The organism is Streptomyces zhaozhouensis, from assembly GCF_900230195.1.
In the GTDB taxonomy this organism is placed as follows: domain Bacteria; phylum Actinomycetota; class Actinomycetes; order Streptomycetales; family Streptomycetaceae; genus Streptomyces; species Streptomyces zhaozhouensis.
The window spans coordinates 316,240-337,627 of the sequence record NZ_OCNE01000004.1 but is presented as its reverse complement, the minus strand read 5'-3'; the positions used below and the strand labels follow the sequence as shown (position 1 = coordinate 337,627).

21 protein-coding genes and 2 pseudogenes are annotated in these 21,388 nt (G+C 71.9%); 7 read left to right on the top strand and 16 right to left on the bottom strand.

Annotated elements, in window-relative coordinates; translation table 11 throughout:
• Positions 1-2: 2 nt before the first annotated feature.
• A complete protein-coding gene (locus CRP51_RS09590; protein WP_097230600.1) occupies positions 3-749 on the top strand; it encodes a class I SAM-dependent methyltransferase in 747 nt (248 codons plus the stop codon).
• A 600-nt stretch (positions 750-1,349) separates the two neighbouring features.
• Positions 1,350-1,679, top strand: coding sequence for a MerR family transcriptional regulator (locus CRP51_RS09585; protein WP_097230599.1), 330 nt, complete (start codon positions 1,350-1,352; stop codon positions 1,677-1,679).
• A gap of 69 nt (positions 1,680-1,748) precedes the next feature.
• Here the strand turns inward: CRP51_RS09585 and CRP51_RS09580 are convergent, their stop codons facing one another.
• From CRP51_RS09580 to CRP51_RS09565, 4 genes are all read right to left on the bottom strand, one after another.
• Entirely contained in the window at positions 1,749-2,093 is a 345-nt protein-coding gene (locus CRP51_RS09580) for an SCO5918 family protein (protein WP_097230598.1), read from the bottom strand.
• Between the two features lie 51 nt (positions 2,094-2,144).
• Positions 2,145-2,456, bottom strand: coding sequence for a CBS domain-containing protein (locus tag CRP51_RS09575; RefSeq protein WP_097230597.1), 312 nt, complete (start codon positions 2,454-2,456; stop codon positions 2,145-2,147).
• Between the two features lie 57 nt (positions 2,457-2,513).
• A complete protein-coding gene (locus tag CRP51_RS09570; RefSeq protein WP_097230596.1) occupies positions 2,514-4,016 on the bottom strand; it encodes a DEAD/DEAH box helicase in 1,503 nt (500 codons plus the stop codon).
• A gap of 272 nt (positions 4,017-4,288) precedes the next feature.
• Positions 4,289-4,492 (bottom strand): cold-shock protein, encoded by a 204-nt coding sequence (locus tag CRP51_RS09565; protein ID WP_097230595.1) that lies wholly within the window; start codon positions 4,490-4,492, stop codon positions 4,289-4,291.
• A 469-nt stretch (positions 4,493-4,961) separates the two neighbouring features.
• On the opposite strand from CRP51_RS09565, the gene CRP51_RS09560 reads away from it, so the two are divergent.
• Complete coding sequence (locus CRP51_RS09560) at positions 4,962-5,390, top strand: glutaredoxin domain-containing protein (RefSeq protein ID WP_097230594.1); 429 nt, start codon at positions 4,962-4,964, stop codon at positions 5,388-5,390.
• Between the two features lie 23 nt (positions 5,391-5,413).
• Here the strand turns inward: CRP51_RS09560 and CRP51_RS09555 are convergent, their stop codons facing one another.
• From CRP51_RS09555 to CRP51_RS09515, 9 genes are all read right to left on the bottom strand, one after another.
• Entirely contained in the window at positions 5,414-5,860 is a 447-nt protein-coding gene (locus tag CRP51_RS09555; protein WP_097230593.1) for a PaaI family thioesterase, read from the bottom strand.
• On the bottom strand, positions 5,857-7,065 hold the full coding sequence (locus CRP51_RS09550) for an aromatic ring-hydroxylating oxygenase subunit alpha (RefSeq protein WP_097230592.1): 1,209 nt from the start codon (positions 7,063-7,065) through the stop codon (positions 5,857-5,859). Before CRP51_RS09550 ends, CRP51_RS09555 begins: the two co-directional genes overlap by 4 nt.
• Positions 7,066-7,402: 337 nt before the next feature.
• Positions 7,403-8,788 carry an erythromycin esterase family protein gene (locus tag CRP51_RS09545; protein ID WP_097230591.1) on the bottom strand — a complete coding sequence of 462 codons (1,386 nt, stop codon included), beginning with the start codon at positions 8,786-8,788 and terminating at the stop codon, positions 7,403-7,405.
• Between the two features lie 125 nt (positions 8,789-8,913).
• Positions 8,914-10,245: an MFS transporter gene (locus tag CRP51_RS09540; RefSeq protein WP_212615866.1), complete on the bottom strand. Its 1,332-nt coding sequence runs from the start codon at positions 10,243-10,245 to the stop codon at positions 8,914-8,916.
• Positions 10,242-10,970 carry an enoyl-CoA hydratase/isomerase family protein gene (locus CRP51_RS09535; protein WP_170970493.1) on the bottom strand — a complete coding sequence of 243 codons (729 nt, stop codon included), beginning with the start codon at positions 10,968-10,970 and terminating at the stop codon, positions 10,242-10,244. The genes CRP51_RS09540 and CRP51_RS09535 overlap by 4 nt, the downstream gene beginning before the upstream one ends.
• On the bottom strand, positions 10,967-12,283 hold the full coding sequence (locus tag CRP51_RS09530; RefSeq protein ID WP_245880469.1) for an LLM class flavin-dependent oxidoreductase: 1,317 nt from the start codon (positions 12,281-12,283) through the stop codon (positions 10,967-10,969). Before CRP51_RS09530 ends, CRP51_RS09535 begins: the two co-directional genes overlap by 4 nt.
• A complete protein-coding gene (locus CRP51_RS09525; protein ID WP_212615865.1) occupies positions 12,280-13,449 on the bottom strand; it encodes an LLM class flavin-dependent oxidoreductase in 1,170 nt (389 codons plus the stop codon). Before CRP51_RS09525 ends, CRP51_RS09530 begins: the two co-directional genes overlap by 4 nt.
• Entirely contained in the window at positions 13,446-14,186 is a 741-nt protein-coding gene (locus CRP51_RS09520) for a cyclase family protein (RefSeq protein ID WP_097230589.1), read from the bottom strand. Before CRP51_RS09520 ends, CRP51_RS09525 begins: the two co-directional genes overlap by 4 nt.
• The gene (locus CRP51_RS09515) at positions 14,183-15,103 is read right to left on the bottom strand and encodes a dihydrodipicolinate synthase family protein (protein ID WP_097230588.1); all 921 of its coding nucleotides are present in this window, start codon (positions 15,101-15,103) and stop codon (positions 14,183-14,185) included. The genes CRP51_RS09520 and CRP51_RS09515 overlap by 4 nt, the downstream gene beginning before the upstream one ends.
• A 569-nt stretch (positions 15,104-15,672) precedes the next feature.
• Here CRP51_RS09515 and CRP51_RS09510 point away from each other — a divergent pair.
• A complete protein-coding gene (locus CRP51_RS09510) occupies positions 15,673-16,329 on the top strand; it encodes a GntR family transcriptional regulator (RefSeq protein WP_097230587.1) in 657 nt (218 codons plus the stop codon).
• A gap of 193 nt (positions 16,330-16,522) precedes the next feature.
• Here the strand turns inward: CRP51_RS09510 and CRP51_RS09505 are convergent.
• A pseudogene (locus CRP51_RS09505) lies at positions 16,523-17,205 on the bottom strand (IS5 family transposase); the annotation flags it as partial.
• A 36-nt stretch (positions 17,206-17,241) separates the two neighbouring features.
• Between CRP51_RS09505 and CRP51_RS09500 the strand changes: the two are divergent.
• Positions 17,242-17,871, top strand: a complete 630-nt coding sequence (locus CRP51_RS09500) for a class I SAM-dependent methyltransferase (RefSeq protein WP_097230586.1) — start codon at positions 17,242-17,244, stop codon at positions 17,869-17,871.
• Positions 17,872-17,937: 66 nt separating this feature from the next.
• On the opposite strand, the pseudogene CRP51_RS30170 reads toward CRP51_RS09500, so the two are convergent.
• A pseudogene (locus CRP51_RS30170) lies at positions 17,938-18,261 on the bottom strand (DUF6879 family protein); the annotation flags it as partial.
• Between the two features lie 245 nt (positions 18,262-18,506).
• A complete protein-coding gene (locus CRP51_RS28785; RefSeq protein WP_170970491.1) occupies positions 18,507-19,934 on the bottom strand; it encodes an NsdA family TPR-like regulatory protein in 1,428 nt (475 codons plus the stop codon).
• Positions 19,935-20,173: 239 nt separating this feature from the next.
• Here CRP51_RS28785 and tgmA point away from each other — a divergent pair, with 239 nt between their 5' ends.
• Positions 20,174-20,488, top strand: coding sequence for a putative ATP-grasp-modified RiPP (gene tgmA, locus CRP51_RS09490; RefSeq protein ID WP_097230584.1), 315 nt, complete (start codon positions 20,174-20,176; stop codon positions 20,486-20,488).
• A gap of 14 nt (positions 20,489-20,502) precedes the next feature.
• Positions 20,503-21,372, top strand: a complete 870-nt coding sequence (gene tgmB, locus CRP51_RS09485; RefSeq protein WP_097230672.1) for an ATP-grasp ribosomal peptide maturase — start codon at positions 20,503-20,505, stop codon at positions 21,370-21,372.
• The last annotated feature ends 16 nt before the right edge of the window (positions 21,373-21,388 follow it).

The following is a 21,388-nucleotide window of genomic DNA, read 5'->3' as shown; positions in this document are numbered from 1 at the left end:
CGATGGCGAAGATCAATTATCTCAAGGTCAACGAGCGGTACTGGGACGCCAACAGCGAGCTTTACCACGACGCCCACCCGGAGCACTTCGACGCCGAGCGGCACCCGTCCTGGGGCATCTGGCACCTTCCGGAGAGCGACCTCAAGGTCCTCACCGACGACCTCCCGGCCGGCTCCCGGATCATCGACCTCGGCTGCGGGATCGGGCACGACACCACCGGGTTCGCCCGCGCCGGGTTCGAGGCCTACGGCGTCGAGCTCTCCTCAGGCCAGCTCTCCCGCAGCCTCGACGGCGGAGCCGCGGGCTTCGTCCAGGCCGCGGCGGAGCGTCTGCCGTTCCGTTCCGGGGTGTTCGACGCGGCGTTCTGCGACCACGGCGCCTTCGACTTCTCCCCGCCGCAGCGGCTGCTCCAGGAAGCCCACCGAGTGCTCCGCCCCGGCGGCGTCCTCGGCCTGTGCACCTACTCGCCGCTCCTGCAGATGTGCTTCGACCACCAGAGCGGCGCGGTCGGCGAGCGTCTCGCGAACCCCTACGGCGACGCCAGGATGAAGTACGGCGGCGACGTGGTCGTCTTCCACTCCACCTACGCGCAGTGGATCGACATGTTCCGGGAGTGCGGGTTCTCCATCGAACGGCTGGTGGAGCCCACGGCCCCCGCGGGCGGCGCCACCTACTTCAAGGAAGCCCTCGACCGGGACTGGGCGGAGAAGTGGCCGGCGGAAGTGGTGTGGAAGGTCCGCAGGGCCTGAGCCTGGCCCTCCGGCTCCCGACCGGACCGGCCCGACGCGCCGATCGCCGCGCCGGGGCCTTCCCTCCTCGCGGCCGCCCCTCCCGGAAGCGGAACGGAATCCGCCCGAGAGGAGAGAAAATCTGTAGTGGCTGAAGTAGACATTGGCCATCGCGAGGGCTAGGGTTTCTGTCGTACCCAAGAAGTCATGGAGGACACGGCAGAGATGAACTGCCGTGTGAGCAGGTGACGTAGGAGCGGTCCGGCAGCGGAGTGGCGGAGCCGAGAGTGGTGGGTTCTTCCGCTGGCTGCCGGACCGGGCGACCCGAGGGGTCGTACAGCGGCTACCGCGCCGCCTGCCCGTACGAGGAGATCCTGCGCCAGTAAGGAGCGGACACCCTGAGAAGCGCCCGGGCTCGGACGATGTCCTCCCGGGTACCGTAGACCCCGGATTGGAAGGTGGTTCCCGGTCACGCGACGATCCGCGCAGTCCCGCCCAAACGTCGCCGGGTCTGCGGAACGAGAAGCCGGTGCAGTCAGCCGGTAGATGGTGTTGAAGGTCGGGGCTCGAGTGCCGGTTCGGCGCTCGGGCCCCTTGACGCGTCCCCGGAAGAAGAGGTCTATGCCCCCTCGCAGTACCAGGCCCGCCGACAAGTTCGACGACGACGACTACCCCGCCTACACCATGGGCCGGGCCGCCGAGATGCTCGGTGCCACGCCGGCCTTCCTGCGCGCCCTGGGTGAGCACCGGCTGATCACCCCGCTGCGGTCCGAGGGCGGCCACCGCCGCTACTCCCGCTACCAGTTGCGCATCGCGGGCCGGGCCCGCGAACTCGTCGACGCCGGCACGCCCATCGAGGCCGCGTGCCGCATCATCATCCTTGAGGACCAGCTTGAGGAAGCGCAGCGCATCAACGAGGAGCTCCGCGGTCAGGCGAAACCGCCCGTCTGATCCGCCTGCCGTGGCGCCCGGCCCCGGCGCTCCCCCGTCACCTCCGGCCCGGGCGGTCGGGAGGCATCGTCACGGACGGCCCGGCCCCGCGCCCTGGCCGTGGTCGGGAACGGACCGCGCGCCGAGCATGGTGGAGGCCCGCTGGTACGGACTGGCCATGGACGCGGACGCGGACGCGGACGCGGCGGTGCGGCAGGTGAAGCCGAGACGGGTCATGGCCCGCAGGACTTCGCCGACGCTGAAGTCCCGGCGGTCCTGGCCGGTGACGACCTGGCCGACCTGTTTGGCGGGGTAGTGGCGCCGTCCGATGATGACGACGTCGTCGGTGACCGGCTCGGGCTTGACCCCCTTCATCGATTCCAGCACCCCGTTCCTCGTCAGGTCGAACGGGAAGCGGGCGATGACACAGCGCATGATGCCTCACAGGGATAGGGGGAGGGAGCGGACGGGAGGGGAAGCAGCCGTTCAGCCGGGGACGACGAGCAGCTCCGGGGGTGCGCAGTGGCCCGCGGTGTCGGCGAGGTCGCGCAGGCGGACACGGTCCGTGTAGCCGGGGCTGTCACGGACGTCGGTGAGCCGGTCCAGGGCGACGCATCCGGTGCGCTGGCCGTCGTCGTCGCAGATGACCAGGTGGCCCGTGTCGGCGGCCGCCATGAGGGAGAGCGCGACCTCGACGGTCATCGCGTCCCAGACCCGCGGTCCGGCGGACGCCGTGCGATCGGCCGCCCCGGCCGGCACGGTCGGGGTGGAGCGTGCACACGTCTGGACCAGCGTCACGAGGTGCCTCCTGGAGATGTGGATCAGCTTCCTGATCGGGTGGGTTTTGGGCACCGCCTACGCGGCCGCCCCGGACGCGGGCCGTCGGGCGGGCGCGCGCCCGGTCAGCCGGGCGGAGCCGCGTCGGCCGCGCGAGGCGGCGCCTCCACCGCGCTTGCGGTGACGTTCGACCACCGGTGCCTTGATGACGACGGGGACACCGGAGGGGGCCTGCGCCCCGGTGATGTCGCGCAGGGCCTCCTCGCCGGAGCGGACCCGGGTGACCCGCGGGACGACGCCGGCGGCCGCCATGAGGCGGGTCATGCTCCGGCGCTGGTTCGGGGTGACCAGGGTGACGACACTGCCGGACTCACCGGCACGCGCCGTGCGGCCACCACGGTGGAGGTAATCCTTGTGGTCGGTCGGCGGATCGACGTTGACGACGAGGTCGAGGTGGTCGACGTGGATGCCGCGCGCGGCGACGTTGGTGGCCACCAGCACGCTGATGTGGCCGGTCTTGAACTGGTCCAGCGTGCGGGTGCGTTGCGGCTGGCTCTTCCCGCCGTGCAGGGCGGCGGCCCGTACCCCGCTGTTGAGGAGGTGCTTGGTGAGCCGGTCGACGGCGTGTTTGGTGTCGAGGAAGAGGAGCACGCGCCCGTCGCGGGCGGCGATCTCGGTGGTGGTCGCGTGTTTGTCCGCGTCGTGGACGTGCAGCACGTGGTGCTCCATCGTGCTGACCGCGCCGGCGGAGGGGTCGACCGAGTGCACGACGGGGTCGTTGAGGTAACGGCGCACGAGCCGGTCGACGTTGCGGTCGAGGGTCGCCGAGAACAACATGCGCTGCCCCTGCGGGAGCACCTGGTCGAGCAGTGCCGTGACCTGCGGCATGAAGCCCATGTCGGTCATCTGGTCGGCCTCGTCGAGGACGGTGACGGCGACCTGGTCCAGGCGGCAGTGGCCACGGTCGATCAGGTCCTTGAGGCGTCCGGGGGTGGCGACCACGACCTCGGCCCCGCCGCGCAGGGCCGACATCTGCCTGCCCGTCGGCATCCCGCCCACGACCGTGGCCAGCCGCAGGCGCACGGCCCGGGCGTACGGGGTGAGCGCCTCGGTGACCTGCTGCGCCAGCTCGCGGGTCGGCACGAGCACCAGCGCGAGCGGCTGTCCCGCGTCGGCACGCCGCCCGGCCGTGCGGGAGAGCAGGGCCAGGCCGAAGGCGAGCGTCTTGCCCGAGCCGGTGCGCCCCCGGCCCAGGACGTCGCGCCCGGCGAGGGAGTTCGGAAGCGTCGCGGCCTGGATCGGGAAAGGAGTGGTCACCCCCTGCGCGCCCAGCGCGGACACGAGCGCCCTCGGCATGTCGAGATCGGCGAATTTCTCCACGGCGGGAAGCGCGGGGCTGATCGTCCTGGGGAGGGCGAACTCGCCGTGCGGCCTGGCGGGTCGAGAGCCGCGACCGCCGGAACGGGCCGGCCTGCCCACGCGGCTGCTGGTCGGGGCACCGGCCCCGCCGTTCTTCCTGACCGTGACGGCGCCGCCGTCACGGGTCCTGGAAGAGCCATTGTTTTTACGCGTGCGGTTCATGAGGAGCCTTCCTTGATACGGCCCACATCAAGGAATTCCCCTGTAAATCGGCGACACGGGGAGTCGCAAGAATCGGCCGAACGTGGCGCGTCAGGAATTCTGATCGCGCACTTTCTGCGCGGCCGCAAACGGAGAAGGCGACCGCGGTGGCGGGTGCGGGGCGGGGCGGCCTTCGTCGGAGTCCTCACGTACGGAAGGCGCCACCGCGAGACGGCGCGGCTGTGGCCCGCACCCCGAAGGATGCGGGCCCCAGCTGCGAACGCCCTGTCGTGTCAGGCGGGAACGATGTTCTCGGCCGTCGGGCCCTTCTGGCCCTGCGCGATGTCGAAGTTCACCTTCTGGCCCTCGATCAGCTCGCGAAAGCCCTGTGCGGAGATGTTCGAGTAGTGGGCGAACACGTCGGCGCCGCCGCCCTCCTGCTCGATGAAGCCGAAGCCCTTTTCCGCGTTGAACCACTTCACAGTACCGGTGCTCATGTCAGTCTCCTTCGGGGGCAGTGCACCGGCGTCCACACCGTGCGGACACCGTGTCGCCGCGATGATCACCCCGACCGAAAAAGACCGGAACCACCAGGCTCATTTCGACGGCACAAAACCGACCGAAGCCCCTGGAGTTTTGGGAACCACAACTGCAACCGAGAACGACAGTAGCACGTCGAAGCGGCCCGCGTGCGCCGAGAATTTCCGCTTCTCCCGCCAGGGAAATAAACCTCTTCGCACGCCCCGCCAAATACTGTGTTCACGGCAACAGATATCGGGGTGGCCCGGCCACAGTATTCCGGGAGAAGTGAGCCGTGGGCCGGGCCCGTGGGTGCGCCGCCGGGCACGAGGACGGTTCCGCACGGGCCCGCCGCGCCCCGACGCCCGGCACCCGGCACCCGGCACCCGGCGCCCGGCCGAAGCCCGGAACGGCGCCGGGGAGAGGCCGTTGGTAGCCTGCCCCACCATGAGGCGCGCCTGGGTTCTGCCGATGCTGTTCGTGCTCAGCGGCGCGGCGGTCGCCGTGGCGCAGGGCCTCGGGGGGAACCCGGGCGGGGCCGTCGTGGCCCTGGTGGCCTTCCTGGTGCTCGCCGGCGCGCACTCGCCCCTGATCTTCCCGAAGTCCATCGGCGCGGAGGAGGCGCGGCGCCGGAGCGCGGTCGACGGCCGGCCGATCGTCTTCTGGCGACCGGGGTGCAGGTACTGCATACGGCTGCGGCTGCGGCTTGGCCGCGGCGCCCGCCGGTCGCACTGGGTCAATATCTGGCGCGACCCGGCGGGCGCCGCGGCGGTGCGGACCGCCAACGGCGGCGACGAGACCGTGCCGACCGTCGTCGTGGCGGGCCGGCCGCACACCAACCCCGATCCCCGGTGGGTGCGCGCGCGGCTCCCCTGAGGTCGCCGGCCTCCTCGTGGCTCTCAGCCCGCGTCGGCGCGCGCCGGGCCGGCGCTGACGATGGTGCCCTGGGCGACGGCGACGACGCGGCCGTCTCCGTCGGCCGCGCCGTCCTGGTGGACCGTGATCGTGCAGCGGCAGATGGCCTGCCGGCGGGTGGTGACCACCGCCTCGGCCCGCGCGACGATCACGTCGCCCACCGCGGGCCTGGCGTAGTTGATCTTGTACTCGGCGGTGAGCGCGTCGCCGCCGAGGGCGAGGCCGCCCGCGAACGTGAGGGCGTTGTCGGCGAGGTAGCTGACCACGCCGCCGTGGAGGAAGCCGTGCTGCTGCTGGAGTTCGGGCCGGTTGCGGACCCGGATCTCCGCCGTGCCGGGGCCGACGTCGGTCAGTTCGGCGCCCAGGAAGCCGCTGAACGGCTGCGCGTCGAAGACGCCGTGGGCGAAGGCGGTGAGTTCGTCGGTGGTCATGCCGGGTGTCCCGTCGTGGTGTCGTGGGGAGTGGTGTCGCGGGGCGGGGCGTCGCGGGGCGGGGCCAGGCGCGCGTCGATGGTGTCCTGGAACATGGCCAACAACCCCTCGGCGAGCCCCAGCACATGGTGGTCGCTGCCGCCGTGTACCAGGCTGCGCTGGACGTTCTCCGCGATGGCGAAGTCCTCCTGGTCGAAGACGGTGTCGTTGGTGAACGCGAACCGCTTCTCCAACGCGCTCTGCCCGGCCGACCCGGCGAAGTCCGCGTCCCGGTAGAGCATGTCGTGGGTCCAGATCGTCCGGTCCGGGGCCAGCGGCCAGAAGGTGTTGATGGACACGTAGTCGGGGTGGAGGATGAAGAAGGTGTTGGGGAAGAGCGTGTAGTAGACCGAGGCGTGGTCGAGGATGCGCCACTCCTCCTCCGGCTTGGCCGTCACCTCCCCCACGTTGGTGCGCGCGGCGGACAGCCGGATGTGCGGCCCGTCCTCGTCGTGTGCGATCACGCCCCGTTTGAACGCTCGGGCGAGGGTGTCCCGGTGCAGGTAGGGGACGTGGTAACCCTCCAGGTAGGTCTTGATCAGCAGCTTCCAGTTGGCCTCCTTGACCACCTTGGTCTTCTTGTACTGGACCAGCGAGGCGACGTCGAAGTTGACCAGGTCGTCGTGGAAGGTGCCGAGGAAGCCGGGTATGTCGAGGGAGGCCCCGGGGTCCCGGGCGACCCATATCAGCCCGCCCGACTCCGCGGCGGGCAGCTCGACCAGGCCGTACTCGCGGGTGTCCACACCGGGGAAGTCGTGCGCGCGGGTGATGCCGCGCAGCGTGCCGTCCAGCTCGTACACCCAGCCGTGGAACGGGCAGACGAAGTTCTTCACGCAGCCCGCGCGTTCGTCGGCCAGCCGGGCGCCGCGGTGGCGGCACTGGTTGTAGAAGGCCCGCACCCGCCCGTCGTCGCCGCGCACCACGACGTAGGGAAACCGCTCCCAGTCGCTGGTGACGTAGGACCCGGGCTCCGAGAGCGCGGAGGCGTGGCAGGCGACGAGCGGGAACCGGGTGAAGGCGGAGGCCAGTTCGCGGTCCAGCAGGCCCTGGTCGGTGTACTTGGTGACCGGGATCCGAACGACCTCGTCGAGCATCCGCTCGTCGCGCCGTGTCTCGCGGAGCGCGAGGAGACGCTTGAGCATCGCCACCTGTTCGTGTTGCTTCATCTCGGACCCACTCCTTCGACGAGTTCGTGCCGGCGGCCTCGGAAGCGCCCCGCCGCACGCGCGCCACCGCGCTCCCGTCACCGGCCGCGCGAGCGGTGCCACCGCCGACGGTGCGGAGCCGATCCGCGCGACGCGGAGGGCGCGGGACGCGGAGGGGCGGAAGTGCGGAGAACGCGGGGTGCGGAGGGGCGCGAACCGAGATGTGGCGTTGATCGTAGCCACCGGCCCGCGAGCGGACAATCACTCTCCGGCACTCTCCGGCGCTCTTCGGCACTCTTCGGCGCTTCCCGGGCGCGCGCACGTACGGGCGGGCCGGGGCGGGGCCGGGCCGGGCGGGTCAGGAGTCGCCGAGGTAGGTGGTGGCCTCGATGTCGTGGAGGTGGATCAGAACGTCGTGGGCGCGGCCGAGGGCCGTCGTGTACCGGGTGGGGTCGGGCCAGCCGGCGCCGATGTTCCAGGTGGGGCGTTCGGTGTCCAGCCACGCGCGCGCCGCCTCGGGGGCCGTGCGCATGTCGAGGATGTAGTCCTCGCGGCGGGCGCGGTCCAGGGTCGCCTCGTTGAAGCCCTCCTCGGCGCCGCCCACGCGGTAGGTGCGGATCACGTCGTCGTCCGTGCCGAACGCCTTGAACGCTCCCTCGTAGAAAGTGAACCCGATGCTGACATAGCCGTCCCCCAGCGCGTCGCGCAGGAAGGCGCCCTGGGTCTTCGGGTAGTTCGGGTCGAACGAGTCGTAGGAGACATGGGTGTTGTGGGCCGAGACCAGCGTGCGGTCCCCGGTGTGCCGGTGCCACCAGCGCACGTTGTCGGCCATCACCTCGTCGCGGTACTCCATCATCCCCACGACCTCGGTCTCGTCGTCGAAGTCGACGGCCATGCCCTCGGCCATCTGATGGATCGCCAGCGCGTGCCGCACCGCCCACCGGTGCTCCTCCCGGTCGCCTCCGCCGGGGCCCGCGTCGCGCAGCAGCGCGTGGACCTCCCGGGTCCGCTCCGCCCGTTCGCGGCGCTCGTCGAGCGGCAGCGTGAGGTACTCCTCGCTGTAGGCGGCGGCGTCGGTGGTCGGCGGCAGTCCGTCGTACAGCGCGGTGACCCGGTCGAGCAGGTCCGGTCGCGCGCGGGACACGTGGTGGACGACGCGCTGGTACAGCTCCGGACCCGCGTAGCCCATGTCGTTGCCCATGAACCGCACCGGGTCGTCCGGGTGTCGACGGTTGTGGTCGCGCATCCAGGTGAGGAGGTCCCGGTAGTCCTGGTTGTTCCAGATGCGGTACGTGCCGACGAACTCCTCCGCCACGATCTCGTCGAGGTCGCCCCTCCCGTGCACCACGTACTCGTCGAGCCGCACGCCGCTGCTCCAGGGCAGTTCGAGGGAGAAGGTCCGAAAGCCCCTCTCCTCGACCAGGTAGCGGAAGACGCGGTGCTTCATCTGGAAGAACTCCCGCGAGCCGTGGGTGGCCTCGCCGAGGCCCACCACCTCGGCGTCCCCGACCATGCGGCCGAGGGCGCGCAGGTCGCGCAGGGAGCCCGTCGGCCGGGTGGTCCGCAAGGTGTGGGCGCCCCGGTCGATGGCCTCGACCACGCTCTCGTGGTGCCGCCCCGGGGCCGCGGGCTCCGAGGCGTCGGCGGGCGGGTGGCCGGTGGAGCCGACGGCCGGCGTGGTGAGGGCCAGCGCGCCGAGGGAGAGGAGGACCGTGGGGATGAGCACGGCGGTACGTCGTTTCATGCCCTCAGACTCCCGTGCGCGCCGGGCCCGTCACCAACCCCCGCACCGCCGTTTCGTCGCTGGTGCGCGCCGTACCCCCGGGGTGGGGGAGGCCCCCGCCCCGGGGCGTGTCCGACGGCGGCAGTTCAGTCGGGCAGCGGCCTCCCGCGGGTCTCGGGGCCCGCGATGAGGGCGAAGACCAGACCGAGCGCGTAGATCGAGCCGATGGTCAGCGCCGCCGTGGAGATGCCGCCGAGGCCGGCGACGAGCGAGCCGGAGAGCAGGGCGCCGGCCGCCGCGATGAAGCGGGTGCCGTTGAACACGGTGGTGATGGCGGTGCCGCGCACGGCCGTGGGGAAGAGCTCGGCCGGGTAGGTCGCCATCCAGCCCATCTGGCCGAGGGTGAAGACCCCGTTGACGAAGACCACCACGGCCAGCCAGCCGAGCGAGGGCCAGTCGACGCCGAAGAGCAGCCAGGTCAGCGACAGCGCGCCGAGGTAGTACCCCCACAGCGTCCAGCGGCGCCCCACGACGTCGGCGAGGACGCCCCAGAGCAGCCAGCCGAGGACTCCCCCGACGTTGTAGGCCAGCACGATGAGGGTGACCGTCGTGGAGGAGGAGCCGGCCGCCGCGACGGCCTCGCCGACGTAACGGGGGATCCAGGTGGAGACCGCCCACCAGCCGACCAGGCTCGCCGCCGACAGCACCAGCAGCCGCAGCAGCCGGGAGCGCCAGAGCGGGTCGGCGAAGATGCGCCGCAACGGGAAGCCGATGAGGGCGCGTTCGTCGTCCGCGAGCGGTTCGCCGGCGCGGGCCCGCCGCGCGACGGCGCGGCGGCGTTCGTCGGTCGCCCGCCACAGCTCGGACTCGCCGACGGTGCGGCGGATCACCAGCACGAGCAGCGCGGGCACCGCGCCCAGCAGCAGCATCCACCGCCAGGCGTCGCTCCCGGTGCCCTCCAGAAGCTGGAAGGCGCCGGTGGCGAGGAGGAAGCCGACGCCGAACGCCGACTGGAGCAGGGCCACGCCCCGGCCACGGGAGCGGTTGGGCCAGGACTCGGCGACCAGCGCGCTGCCCGGCCCCCACTCGGCGCCCATGCCGAAGCCGGCGAGCACCCGCAGCGCCAGGAAGATCCCGAAGTTCGGCGCCAGCGCGGCGAGTCCGGTGGCGACCGAGTAGAGCAGGATCGAGTACATCAGCACCCGGCGGCGGCCGAAGTAGTCGATCAGCACGCCGGAGGCGAGTCCTCCGACGGCCCAGGCCACCAGTTGGACGGCGAGCACGACGCTGAAGTACATCGGTGAGGCGTCGGGGCCGACGAGGTCGGCCATGACCAGCCCGCCGACGAGCACGATGGCGTAGGTCTCGAACCCGTCGAGCATCCAGCCCAGCCACGCCGAGGCGAAGGCCGCGCGGCGCTGCCGCCATCCCGGCTGCGGCCGTCCGGCGGTCGCGGGGGGTGTCGTGGTGCTGGTCACGACCGGTCCCCGTTCTCGATCCACTCGACGAGGCGGGCGACGGCCCGCTCCCCGAACTCCTCGGGGTCCGGCGGCCGGTGGGACCTGGCCGCGCCGGCGAACTCCTTGAGCAGCCGCAGCGCCGAGGGGGAGCGCCCGGCCAGTTCGGCGACGGTCCGGTCGACGACGGCGTCGAGGTCGGCCTCGGCCACGACCCGGGAGAGCAGCCCCAGGGACAGCGCCTCGGCGGCGCCCAGGCGGCGCCCGGTCAGCACCAGTTCGTCGGCGACCTTCGGGTGGACGTGCCGGTGCAGATAGGTGAGGACGACCAACGGCGGCAGTCCGGCGGCGAGTTCGTCGAAACCGAGGACGGCGGTGTCGGCCGCGATGGCGAGGTCGCTGTGCAGGGCGAGGCCGGTGCCGAAGCCGAGCGCGCGCCCGCGTATCGCGGCGACGGTGATGCCGGGGAACGTGCGGAGCAGCTCGTTGGCGCGCGGGATGAGGCGCAGGTTCTCCTGGCGGCTGACGCCGGGGACGCGTTCGGCCTTCTCCCGTCCGACGGTGAAGTCCGGCCCGGCGCCGGTGAGCAGCAGCACCGGCGGGTTGGCGGAGTGCGCCTGTTCCAGCGCTTCGATGAGGGCGAGCATGGCGGCGTAGCTGAGGGCGTTGCCGTGTGCGGGGCGGTCGAGGGTGAGACGGGCGAGCGGTTCCGTGACGGTGAGGGTCACGGGAGCGGGGTCGTTCATGGGTGTCCTTCTGTGACGGGTGGGAGCCCGAGGTGGTCGCGCAGGGTGTCGCCGGGGTACTCGCGCGGGAACAGACATCGCTCCCGCAGCCGGGGGACGATCTCGTCGACCACGGGGTCCAGACCGCTGGGAAGGACGTCGATCATGAGGTTGAAGCCGTCGGCGGCGCCGGCCTCGTACCAGGTGGCGGCCGTGTCGGCGACCTGGTCCGGGGTGCCCACGACCTGGAGGTGGCCGCCGCCGTTGGCGTGCAGGAGCTCGCGGACGGTCAGCCCCTCGCGTTCGGCGAGTGCGACGGCGGCGTCGCGGAAGCCGTGGGAGCCGCGGAAGTCGGCGTTCTCCCGGATGCGGGCGAACGGCAGCGGCGCGTCCAGGTCGAGGGCGTCGACCGGCACGCCGACCCGCAGCGCGAGCTTCTCCAACTCCGGCCGGAAGCCGCGCAGTTCGTCGAGCCGCTCCTTGCGGGCGCGGGCCTCGGCCGCGGTGGAGCCGACGATCGGCAGCAGCCCCGGCAGCACCTTGACGGCGTCCGGGGAGCGCCCGTGCGCGGCGGCCCGCCGGCGGATGTCGGCGCGGAAGGCGACGGCGGCCGGGAGGGTGTTCTGGGCGGTGAACACCGCGTCTGCGTAGCGGGCCGCGAGCTCCCGCCCGCCCTCCGAGGCGCCGGCCTGGAAGACCACCGGCCGGCCCTGGCGGGAGCGCGGCAGGGTGGCCGGGCCCCGCACCGCGAAGTGCGGGCCCCGGTGGTTCAGCTCGTGGACGCGGGCCGGGTCGACATAGACGTTGCCCGCCTTGTCCCCCACGGTCGCCTCCGCCTCCCAGCTGCCCCACAGCCCGAGGACGACGTCGAGGAACTCGGCGGCGCGCGCGTAGCGTTCGGCGTGCGGCGGCAGCTCGCCGGCGCCGAAGTTGCCGGCGACGGCGGGAACGAAGGTGGTGACCGCGTTCCAGCCCGCGCGGCCCCGGCTGAGCGCGTCCAGGCTGGCGAACCGGCGCGCCAGGTTGTACGGCTCGTTGAACGTGGTCGACGAGGTGCCGACCAGCCCGATCCGCTCGGTGTGCGCGGCCATCAGGGCGAGCACCACGGCGGGGTCGAGCGCGCCGAGGTTGGGGCGTGCGAAGCGCTCCTCGCTGACGTCCAGGGTGTCGGCGAGGAAGACGGCGTGCAGCCCGCCGCGTTCGGCGGTGGTGGCGATCCGCCGGTAGTACTCGGGGGTGGTCTGGTCGAACGGGTCCCCTTCGCGGAAGCGCCAGGCGCCGTGGTGCATCCCCAGGCCCATGACGGTGGCGGTGAGGATCAGGTGCCGGTTCACCGCCGCAGCCCTCGCGCTTCGAGCAGCGGGAGGACCGCCTCGGTGAAGTACGCCAACTCCGGTTCGTAGTCGAAGAATCCGAGCTGGACGCCGTCGAACCCGGCGGCGTGCAGGCGGTCCAGGTCCCGGGCGACCTTCTCCGGGCCGCCGACGATCTGGAGGTGGCCGCCGAGGGCGCGGTCCGCGAGGACGTGCCGGGGCCAGGCCGCGCTGTCCCCGCTGGCGTGCCGGGCGTGGTAGTTGACCAGCGACTCGTGGTCCGCGTGGGCGACGATCCGGTCCCGGTACGCCTCGGCCTCGGCGTCGGTCTCCCGGCAGATCACCAGCGGGAAGATGATCACCTTGACCTCGCGCCCCCGCTCCCGCGCGGCGCGCTTGATCCGCTCCACGTGGGCGGGCAGCGCGTCGATCGCCCCCTCGAAGGCCGCGCCGGCGGGGCTTGAGGTGAAGACGATGTCCGCGTGCCGCCCGGCGAACGCGTACCCGGCCGGGGAGCCGCTGGCGGCGACCAGGATGGGCCGGCCGTGGCGCGGGCGCGGCGAGACGTAGGCGTCGCGCAGCGCGTAGAACTCCCCGTCGTGGGTGAGGTTCTCCTCGCCCGCCCACAGGTCCTCCATCACGGAGGTGAACTCGTCCGCCATGTCGTATCTGCGGTCGTGGTCGATCCGTTCCATGCCGAACATCGGCGGCTCGCCGGCCGCGTACCCGGTGACGATGTTCAGCCCGTACCGCCCGCCGGCGATGTGGTCGGCGGTGGCGGCGAACCGGGCCAGGTGCAGCGGGTGCCAGTTGCCGTAGAGCACGTGCACGGTGGAGATGGACAGGATGGTGGAGGTGGTGGCGGAGAGCGCGACGGTGGAGAGGAACGGGTCCAGGAAGTTCTCCCGGTAGCGCTGTTCGCCGCCGAAGCCGCCCTTGCCCACCCACTGCTGGAGCCCGAAGACGAAGTCGAAGCCGGCCGCCTCGGCCCGCAGGGTCAGCCGCTGGTTGTAGTCGAACTCCCAGCGGGTGCCGCGTTCCAGCGTGGACTGGGAGAACGCGCCCGTCTGGAGCGGCAGGAACAGCCCCAGCATCAACGGCTGGCGGGCGGCGCGGGAGAGCGGGCTCGTCGGGTCGTCGAGCGGCGAGGGCGCCCGACGCAGCTCGCGGTGGGGTGACCGGCTCACGGCGTCTCCCCCGTTCCCGCCTTCTCGGTCCCGGCCACCGTCTGCTCGATCCCGGGCACCGTCTCCGCGGCCTCCGTCTCCGTCTTCTCGGTCTCCGCGAGCACCCGGGCCGGACCCGCGTCCCCGCCCCGGATCGCCAGCGGGAAGGCGAGCAGCCGCACCCGGCGACCGCCGAGCGCGGCGAGACCGGTCAGGTTCTCGGCGATCAGCACGTCGTTGCCGAGCAACGTGCGGTGCACCGGGAAGTCGAAGCCGGGCCCGCGCCGGTGCACGGGCAGGTCGGGCGTGATCAGGTCGACGCCGACGAACGGCACGCCCCGTTCCACCGCCCACTCCGCCAACTCCGGTGCCAGGCTGGGGTGGTCGCCGTACTCACGCGAGGTGAACCGGTCGTCCCAGCCCGTCGCCACCAGCAAAAATTCCCCCGGCTCCGGCGCGGGGCCGCCGGCCAGCACGTCCTCGACGGTGATCTCCTCGCCGGCGCGCCGGTCGACCCGGCTGACGACGGCCCGCCCTGAGAAGCGTTCGACGGGGATCTCGTCGATGGCGGCACCGCCGGCCACCACGTGGGACGGGGCGTCCACGTGCGTGCCCACGTGCAGGGCGAGGGTGATCGACGAGATGTCCATGGGGGCGCCCTCGGCGATCGAGGTGATCTGGTGGCGCTCCACCTCGGGCAGGATCGGGATCTTCGGCATTCCGGCCCACAGCGGGTGGGTCAGGTCGACCAGGGTCATGCGGACTCCTCCGTGAAGTGGTCCAGGAGCTCCCACGTGGCCAGGAACTCCCGCAGGTCGGACACCGAGGCCGCGTCGAGCGCGGACCACGGGTACACGGGTGGACCGAGGTCGCACCCCATGAGCCCGGCGGCGGCCTTGACGGCGGGCAGAAAGCCGAGGCCGGTCCACCGGCTCGGGAAGTCGGCGAAGAAGCGCGCCAGTCGGGCGGCCTCGTCGATCTCGCCGGCCTCGACGTGGGCGGTCAGCCTGGCGGCGACCGGCAGCCCCGGCGTCGGCAGCATGGCGCCGCTGCCGCCCAGCAGGAGCGTGCTGAAGAGCAGCTCCATGTTGGTGTAGACATGGGCGTCCCCCTGGACGCGCGTGACCAGGCCGAGCAGCTTCCCCTCGTCGCGCGAGGTCTCCTTCAGCGCCACGACGTTGGGGTGCGCGCAGATCCTGGCGATCGTCTCCACGGAGAGGTCCACGCCGAGCCGGGGGTTGTTGTAGAGCAGGATCGGCAGCGGGCTGGCGTCGGCCAGCAGCGCGAACCAGCGGTGCGCCTCGTCCGGCGTGGGCGCGGCGCCCCAGGGCTTCGGGCTCGCCACCGCCGCCGCCACGGCCGCGCCCCGCGCGGCGCCCTCCCGCGCCAGGGCGATCGACTCCCGCAGCGACGGGCTGGAGACCCCGGCCACCACCGGCGTGCCGGCGGGCAGTCCGGCGACGGCGGCGTCCACCAGGCCGAGCCGCGCGGCCCGCCCCAGCACCTGGAACTCCTGGCTCTCCACCGCCCCCACGGTCACCGCGACCGGCCGGGCGCGGCCCAACGCCTCGATCTGCGCGGCGAACCTGCCCCTGTCGACACGCGTGCCGTCCCGGACGAACGGGGTCAGCGCGGCGACCACCGAACCACGACGCAGCACCTGCTCAGCCGACATGCCGAATACCTCTCGTTGCTTTCGTTGCTTTCGTGGCTCTCGTTGCTCTCGTTGCTCTCGTTGCTCTCAACGGGCCGCGGCGCTGCGCGGCGGAACGTCCGACGTCACGGGAGGGCCGGGCGGCCCACCGACGGAACGGGGAACGGGAAACCGAAAACGCGGGGGAACACGGGAAACACGGGGAACGCCGGCGCGAGGCGGTGGAACGCGGGTCAGCGCGGGCGGGCGCCGCCGGGGGTCAGGCGGCGCGGCGGCAGCGGGGACAGCTGTGGCAGCCGCGGGCGCCGCGGGTGTCACGCGGGTGGGAGAGGACGTCGCGCTGCGAGACCAAACGCATGGCGTGCTCCTCTCCGGTCATCCCGCCGGTGCCTGTCAGACCCGGTGCCTGTCAGACCTGCTGTCTGTCAGGGGCGGACGAGAAAGACGGTAAGCGGAACTCCCGGAGTCGCGCAAGCGTGTGTCGACACGTGTCTCCACATGTGGACACTGAAAGCCAGTCAGCCGACGTGCGCGCACACGTGGCGTAGAGTGGCCCCCGCTCAGCCACCCGTCACAGCGAAGGAGCGACCGTGGCGCTTCCCCCACAGAGCGGTGCGGACGTCCCGCCGTACCAGGTACTCAGGGACGAGATCGTGGGCGGCGCGCTGCCCCCGGGCGCACCGCTGCTGGAGACCGCCCTCGCGGCCCGGCTCGGGGTCGGCAGGGCGCCGGTGCGGGAGGCGATCCAGCGGCTGGAGTGGGACGGGCTCGTCGTCAGGGGCAGCCGAAGCCCGGAGGTCAGAACGTTGACGGCGACCGAGGTCGTGGAGATCTACCAGGCCCGCATCGCCCTGGAGTCCGAGGCCGCCGCCTCGGCGGCGGCCCACCGCTCGGCCCTGGACCTGGCGCGGCTCCGCCACGTGCACGACGAGGCGGGCCGGAGCGAGGACCCCGACGAGATCCGCGCCCTGCACGGCCGGTGGCACGAGGTGCTGCGGCGCGCCTGCCACAACCGCACCATCACCGACGTCCTGGACCGGCTGGCACTGCAACTGGCGCTCTACGACAGCGCCGACATGTCCCGCAACCCCAACCTGGACTCCTCAGACGACGAGCACGCCGAGATCCTCGACGCCATCGCCGAAGGCGACCAGGACCGCGCCCGCACCCTCCTCCGCACCCACCTCGAACGCACCCGCGACGTACGCATCGCGGCCCTGGTGCGGGAGGAGACGACGGCGGGGTGACGTCGAGCGGGAAGAGCGCGCGGGTGACCGTGCGGTGTGACCGCCTGATCCGGTGCGGCGCCGCCACGTCGCGTCGGGCTTCTCGTTAGGCAGGGCACATCCCCGAGCCGCGAGCCCCGTTCGGCCGGGCCCTCGCCGTCACCTTCCAGGGAGTCGCCCGTGACCACCGACGTGACCGCTGACCAGGCCCGCCACGCCCTCGTCGACGCCCTGACCGCCAACGGTTCGCTTGGCCACCCGGGTTGGACGGCCGCGTTCGCCTCGGTGCCGCGCGAGGCCTTGTCACCCAGCACACGGTCCGGTGTCGTGCGCGGGCGACCCGTGCCGACACGCGGGGTGCGGACCCCGTCGAGGACGTCGGCGAACGCGGTGGCGTCGTTGACGTTTCCGGGTGTGAGCACGATCGACAGCGGCAGTCCCCGGCCGTCGACGGCAAGATGGACCTTGGTGGTCAGCCCGCCCCGGGACCGACCGAGTGCCTGATGCGCCTGCGAGCGGCCCGGATCTTCCGGTTCGTCCCTGCCTGCGTCCCCCTTTTACGGGCGCCCGCGGCGTACTGATGGGCCCGGTTGATCGTGGAGTCAACGGCGACGATCCACTCCACCCGGCCCCCCGCGTCATCATGGACCTGGACATGCTCCAGCAGCTTCGCCCACGTGCCATCGGCCTCCCAGCGGGCGAACCGCTCGTAGACGGTCTGCCACGGCCCATACCGCTCGGGCAGGTCGCGCCAAGGAGCCCCGGTCCGTAGCCGCCACAGCACTCCGTTGACCACCTGCCGGTGAGCACGCCACGGACGGCCCCGTCCGTCCACCTGGGGCAAAGGGGCTCTATCCGCCCCCATGCCGCATCCGTCAACTCGTCTCGACCTGACACAAGATCAATGATCAGACCGGCTATAGAGTCCTGCCCGTGGTGAATCATCAGGACGAGACCAGGGCGGCCTACGACGGAGTCGTCGAGCTGTACGCATCGCTGTTCGCAAACCGGCTGGAGACACAGCCTTTCTCTCGGACCATGATCGGCACCTTCGCCGAACTGGTGCGCGCGACAGGCAACCCGCGGGCAGCGGACGTCGGGTGCGGGCCTGGACATCTGACAGCCATGCTGCACGAACTGGGCCTGGACGCCTTCGGACTCGACCTCGCCCCCGGCATGATCGACCACGCCCGGCAGGCCCATCCGGCGCTGCGCTTCCAGGAGGCGCGGATGGAATCCCTGCCGATCGAGGACGCCGCCCTCGGCGGCGTACTGGCCCACTACTCAATGATCCACACCCCTCCGGGAGAACTACCGGAGCTGCTCGCCGAGCAGGCACGCGTCCTGGCGCCGGATGGCCTGCTCCTGGTCTCCTTCTTCGGGACCGACGAACAAGAACCGGTCCGCTTCGACCACAAGGTGGCGCCTGCCTACAGCTGGCCGGCGGATCGCCTCGCCGAACTGCTGGCCGACGCCGGGCTCGTTCCCTTCGCCCGGTTGCTCCACGATCCAGCCTCCGAAAGGGGCTTCCTCGACGCCCATCTGCTGGCCCGCCGTTCGTAGGCCCTGCCCGGTAATCCCCGCCGGACGGTCGGCGCACCTCCCGATTGCCACGGGCTCAGCGAGGTCTATGGCGTGACGTCGGGAGAGCCAACGAACATCCTCACCGGCAGCGATATGGGTCACCGCGTATTCGTGCTCCCACCACACGTACTCGGTCAGAGGCTCGGACACTACGCGCGCACGACGAACCGATACCCCACGCGAAACGGCGGCCTGCACCGCGTCATGCCAGCCCTCCCACCAGTCCGCACGGTTGCCCGGCGTGAACGTGCGTCGCCCCTTACGCCATTCGAGGAAATCGGGGTCTGTGCTCGCGTACTGATCACGTACCTCCAGATGGATCGCGGTTCGCCGCGCCCGGGACAGCGGCTCACGTGCCGGAGGCTTCATCGGCGGCGTCTCCGTTCGGTCGAGGAATGCACTGGAACGTGACCTTTGGTAATCGAATGATCGCCTCGTGGTCCGGAACGTCCATACCGTGACCGGGAACCGAACCGATCTCCTGGCACGCCCGTGGAGTTGGGAAGCCTCCGACACGCCCGCGCCGGATCTCCCGGCACGGCGACCGGCTGGTGGCGTGCGATCCGGTGCGGCGCCTCCCCGTCGCCCACGAGCGACCACGGCGGTGGGCGCCGTCAGCTCTGGTCGGCCGGCGCGGGCCGACCGTGGGGAGTGATCGGTGCCGGCAGCTCGCGCAGCCGATCGCGCAACTCGACGACGGCCGCTGCCTGGAGCCCCGCGAGGTCGCTCCCCAGCTGGGCGAGCCGGGCGCGCGAGGTCGCGCGCAGCCGGTTGGCAGGCACCCGGTCCAGCACGGCGAGGGCTCGGGCAGCGGCGTCGCCCCCTTCACCGGCGGCGGCCTCGGCGCGGGCGAGAAGCAACGTGGCGGCGGCCCATCCGGGCGTGCCCGACACGGTGGCGGCGACCGACTCCTCAGCCAACGGCGCGGCCCGCACGGGTTGGCTGAGCGTCAGGTGCAGCTCCGCGCCGTGCAGGCGGTGCTCGGCGAGGTCGTACCCCCATCGGCCGGGTTCCACCCCCGGCGCCGCCGCCATCGCGTTCTCCGCCGCGCGCCACGCGGCCTCCGCGCCCTCGCCGTCCCCACGGGCGGCGAGCGCGGGTGCGAGCGCCCAGGCGTTGAGCTGGGCGCGCACCAGCACGTTGGGCGCGGCCTCCAAGCCGCGTCGGGCGCTGCGCACGGCCGCCTCGTGGTGGCCGCTGGCGCGCAGCGTCATGCTGTGCGCGCCGTGGGCCCATGCGAGGAGCCGGGCGTCGCCCGAGCGGTTCCCCAGGTGGGCGGCGGCGGACAGGTGGACACGGGCTCCCGTGTCGTCGCCCAGGTGATGGGCGAGGTTGCCAAGCATCCCGGACAGCCAGCCGAGATGGCGCAGCAGTCCGCTGCTCGGCTGGCTGTCCCGGCCGAGCGGTCCCAGCAACAAGCCCCGGGTAGCGCGTACTTCGGCGAACAGGGTGTGCGGTGGGTGGCGGCTGTAGTGGAGCGCGTAGTGCTCGACCGCCGCCTCGGCGGCCTCCAGCACCGCCGCCCCCGCGGAGGGATCGACCTGGAGCGCGAGGTGCAGGGACTCCCGTACGGCTGGCAGGCCGGCGGCGGTCGTCATGGGCTCTCCCGTGGTCGGCAGCGGTGAGGTGCGGTCGGGCCGACCGTAGTGGATATCGCTGGGTCGCGGGGACGTGATCGCCCGCGCGTGCCGAGTCAGCCCCAGCGCCTGGAGGGTGGTGCCGTAGGCACGGCCGATCATCACCGCGTAGTCGGCACTGGGACGCTCCCGCGGGTCATGTTCCCAGCGGCACAGCATCGGCTCGGTCAGACCTGGCTCCGGCAGGCCGGCAGCCAAGCACGCCATCACGATCTCCTCCACAGCCACGGCGCGGGACCAGCCCAACGCCATACGCCATGCTTCCAGAGCGGTCACTTCAGGAAGCTCCGCGCGGATGGCGTCGGCTATCCGCCGCGTCGGATGCGAGGAACGCTGGCCGGCACGGCGGATGCGGGCTGACACCAACTGGATCTCAGCTCGTCGTGCGCGGGTGATCGCAGCCATGACGCTCCCTCAGAGTGCGAAGGCACATACCCACGGTAGCGACCGTAAGAGAACGTGACGCCGGCTTGCAACAACCCGCAATGTTTCCGTCCGGCGTCCGCAATGACCCCCGAGTGGATGGCGGGACAGTGGCAGAGCACTCGGGAGAGACCGAGCACCTCACCCGATCCAGGAGAAGCCCTCGCACACCACCCGGCCCTGATCGCGGGGCCGCTCCGTGCAGCCGACAAGGAGACAGCATGTTCGCTCATTCCGACCGGCTCCCGACCGGGACGCCGCTGCCGTCCGGACACCCCACCCCCGTGCCCTGGGGCGTACGGCGTATGACGCCCTACCCCGCGTTTGCCCCCGGCTACGCGCGCACCGAGCTGAATCCCACCACGCAGACGGCCCGCTACTTCGACGCGGCCGGACAACCGATGATGATGCCGGGGCACGGCACCAGCACCGGTACCAACCCGCCCACGAACACCGGCAACCCGTCCGACGGCAGCAGCGGCGGCGGCGGGTCCGGCGGCGGGGACCAGGACACCGGGAACGACAGCGACCAGTGACAGAGCCGGGTCAGGTGCTGGTCGTCACCAACCTGGACGACCCCACGACCGACCTGGTGATTGACGAGCTGCACGGCCGGGGTGTCCCGGTCGTGCGGTTCGACTCCGGGGACTTCCCCGCCACCTTGTCGTTCGCGGCCACCCTCACCAGCGACGGCGTCATAGGCACGATGGACACACCGTCGCGCACTGCCGACTTGGGGCGGGCGCGGTCGTTGTACTACCGCCGCCCTTCCGGCTTCACCTTCCCGCACCTGGACGAACAGACCGCGCGGTTCGCGGTCACCCAGGCCCGGTACGGCCTCGGCGGCGTACTGGCCTCCCTCCCCGCCTGCCTGTACGTGAACCACCCGCACCGCATCGGGGACGCCGAGTTCAAACCCTCGGGCTTGGCCGCCGCCGCAGCTGCCGGATTCACGCTCCCGCCGACGCTGCTCACGTCCGACCCGGGCGCGGCCCGCACGTTCGCCAAAGAACACGGGCCGGTGATCTACAAACCGTTGTCGGCGCCGCTGTACCGGGACACGGACGGCGTGTCATGCACAGTGGAAGTCGGCACGGTCCGAGCCGAGGAGATAGACGACGCTGTCAGTGGCACCGCCCACCTGTTCCAACGGCAGGTGGACAAGGTCTGTGACATGCGCGTGACCGTCATCGGCGACCACGTGTTCAGCGTGCGTATCGACTCCGGTCTACTCGACTGGCGCACCGATTACAGCCGCCTGACGTACACCCCCGTTCAGACCCCGCCCGACACCAGCGCCGCCCTACGCCGCTACCTGGAACACTTCCGGCTGGTCTTCGGTTGCTTCGACTTCGCCGTGGACCGTACGGGGCGATGGTGGTTCCTGGAGTTTACCGACCTGTCTTCCGGCTGTTCGTGATGTTCGTGGGGCCCGT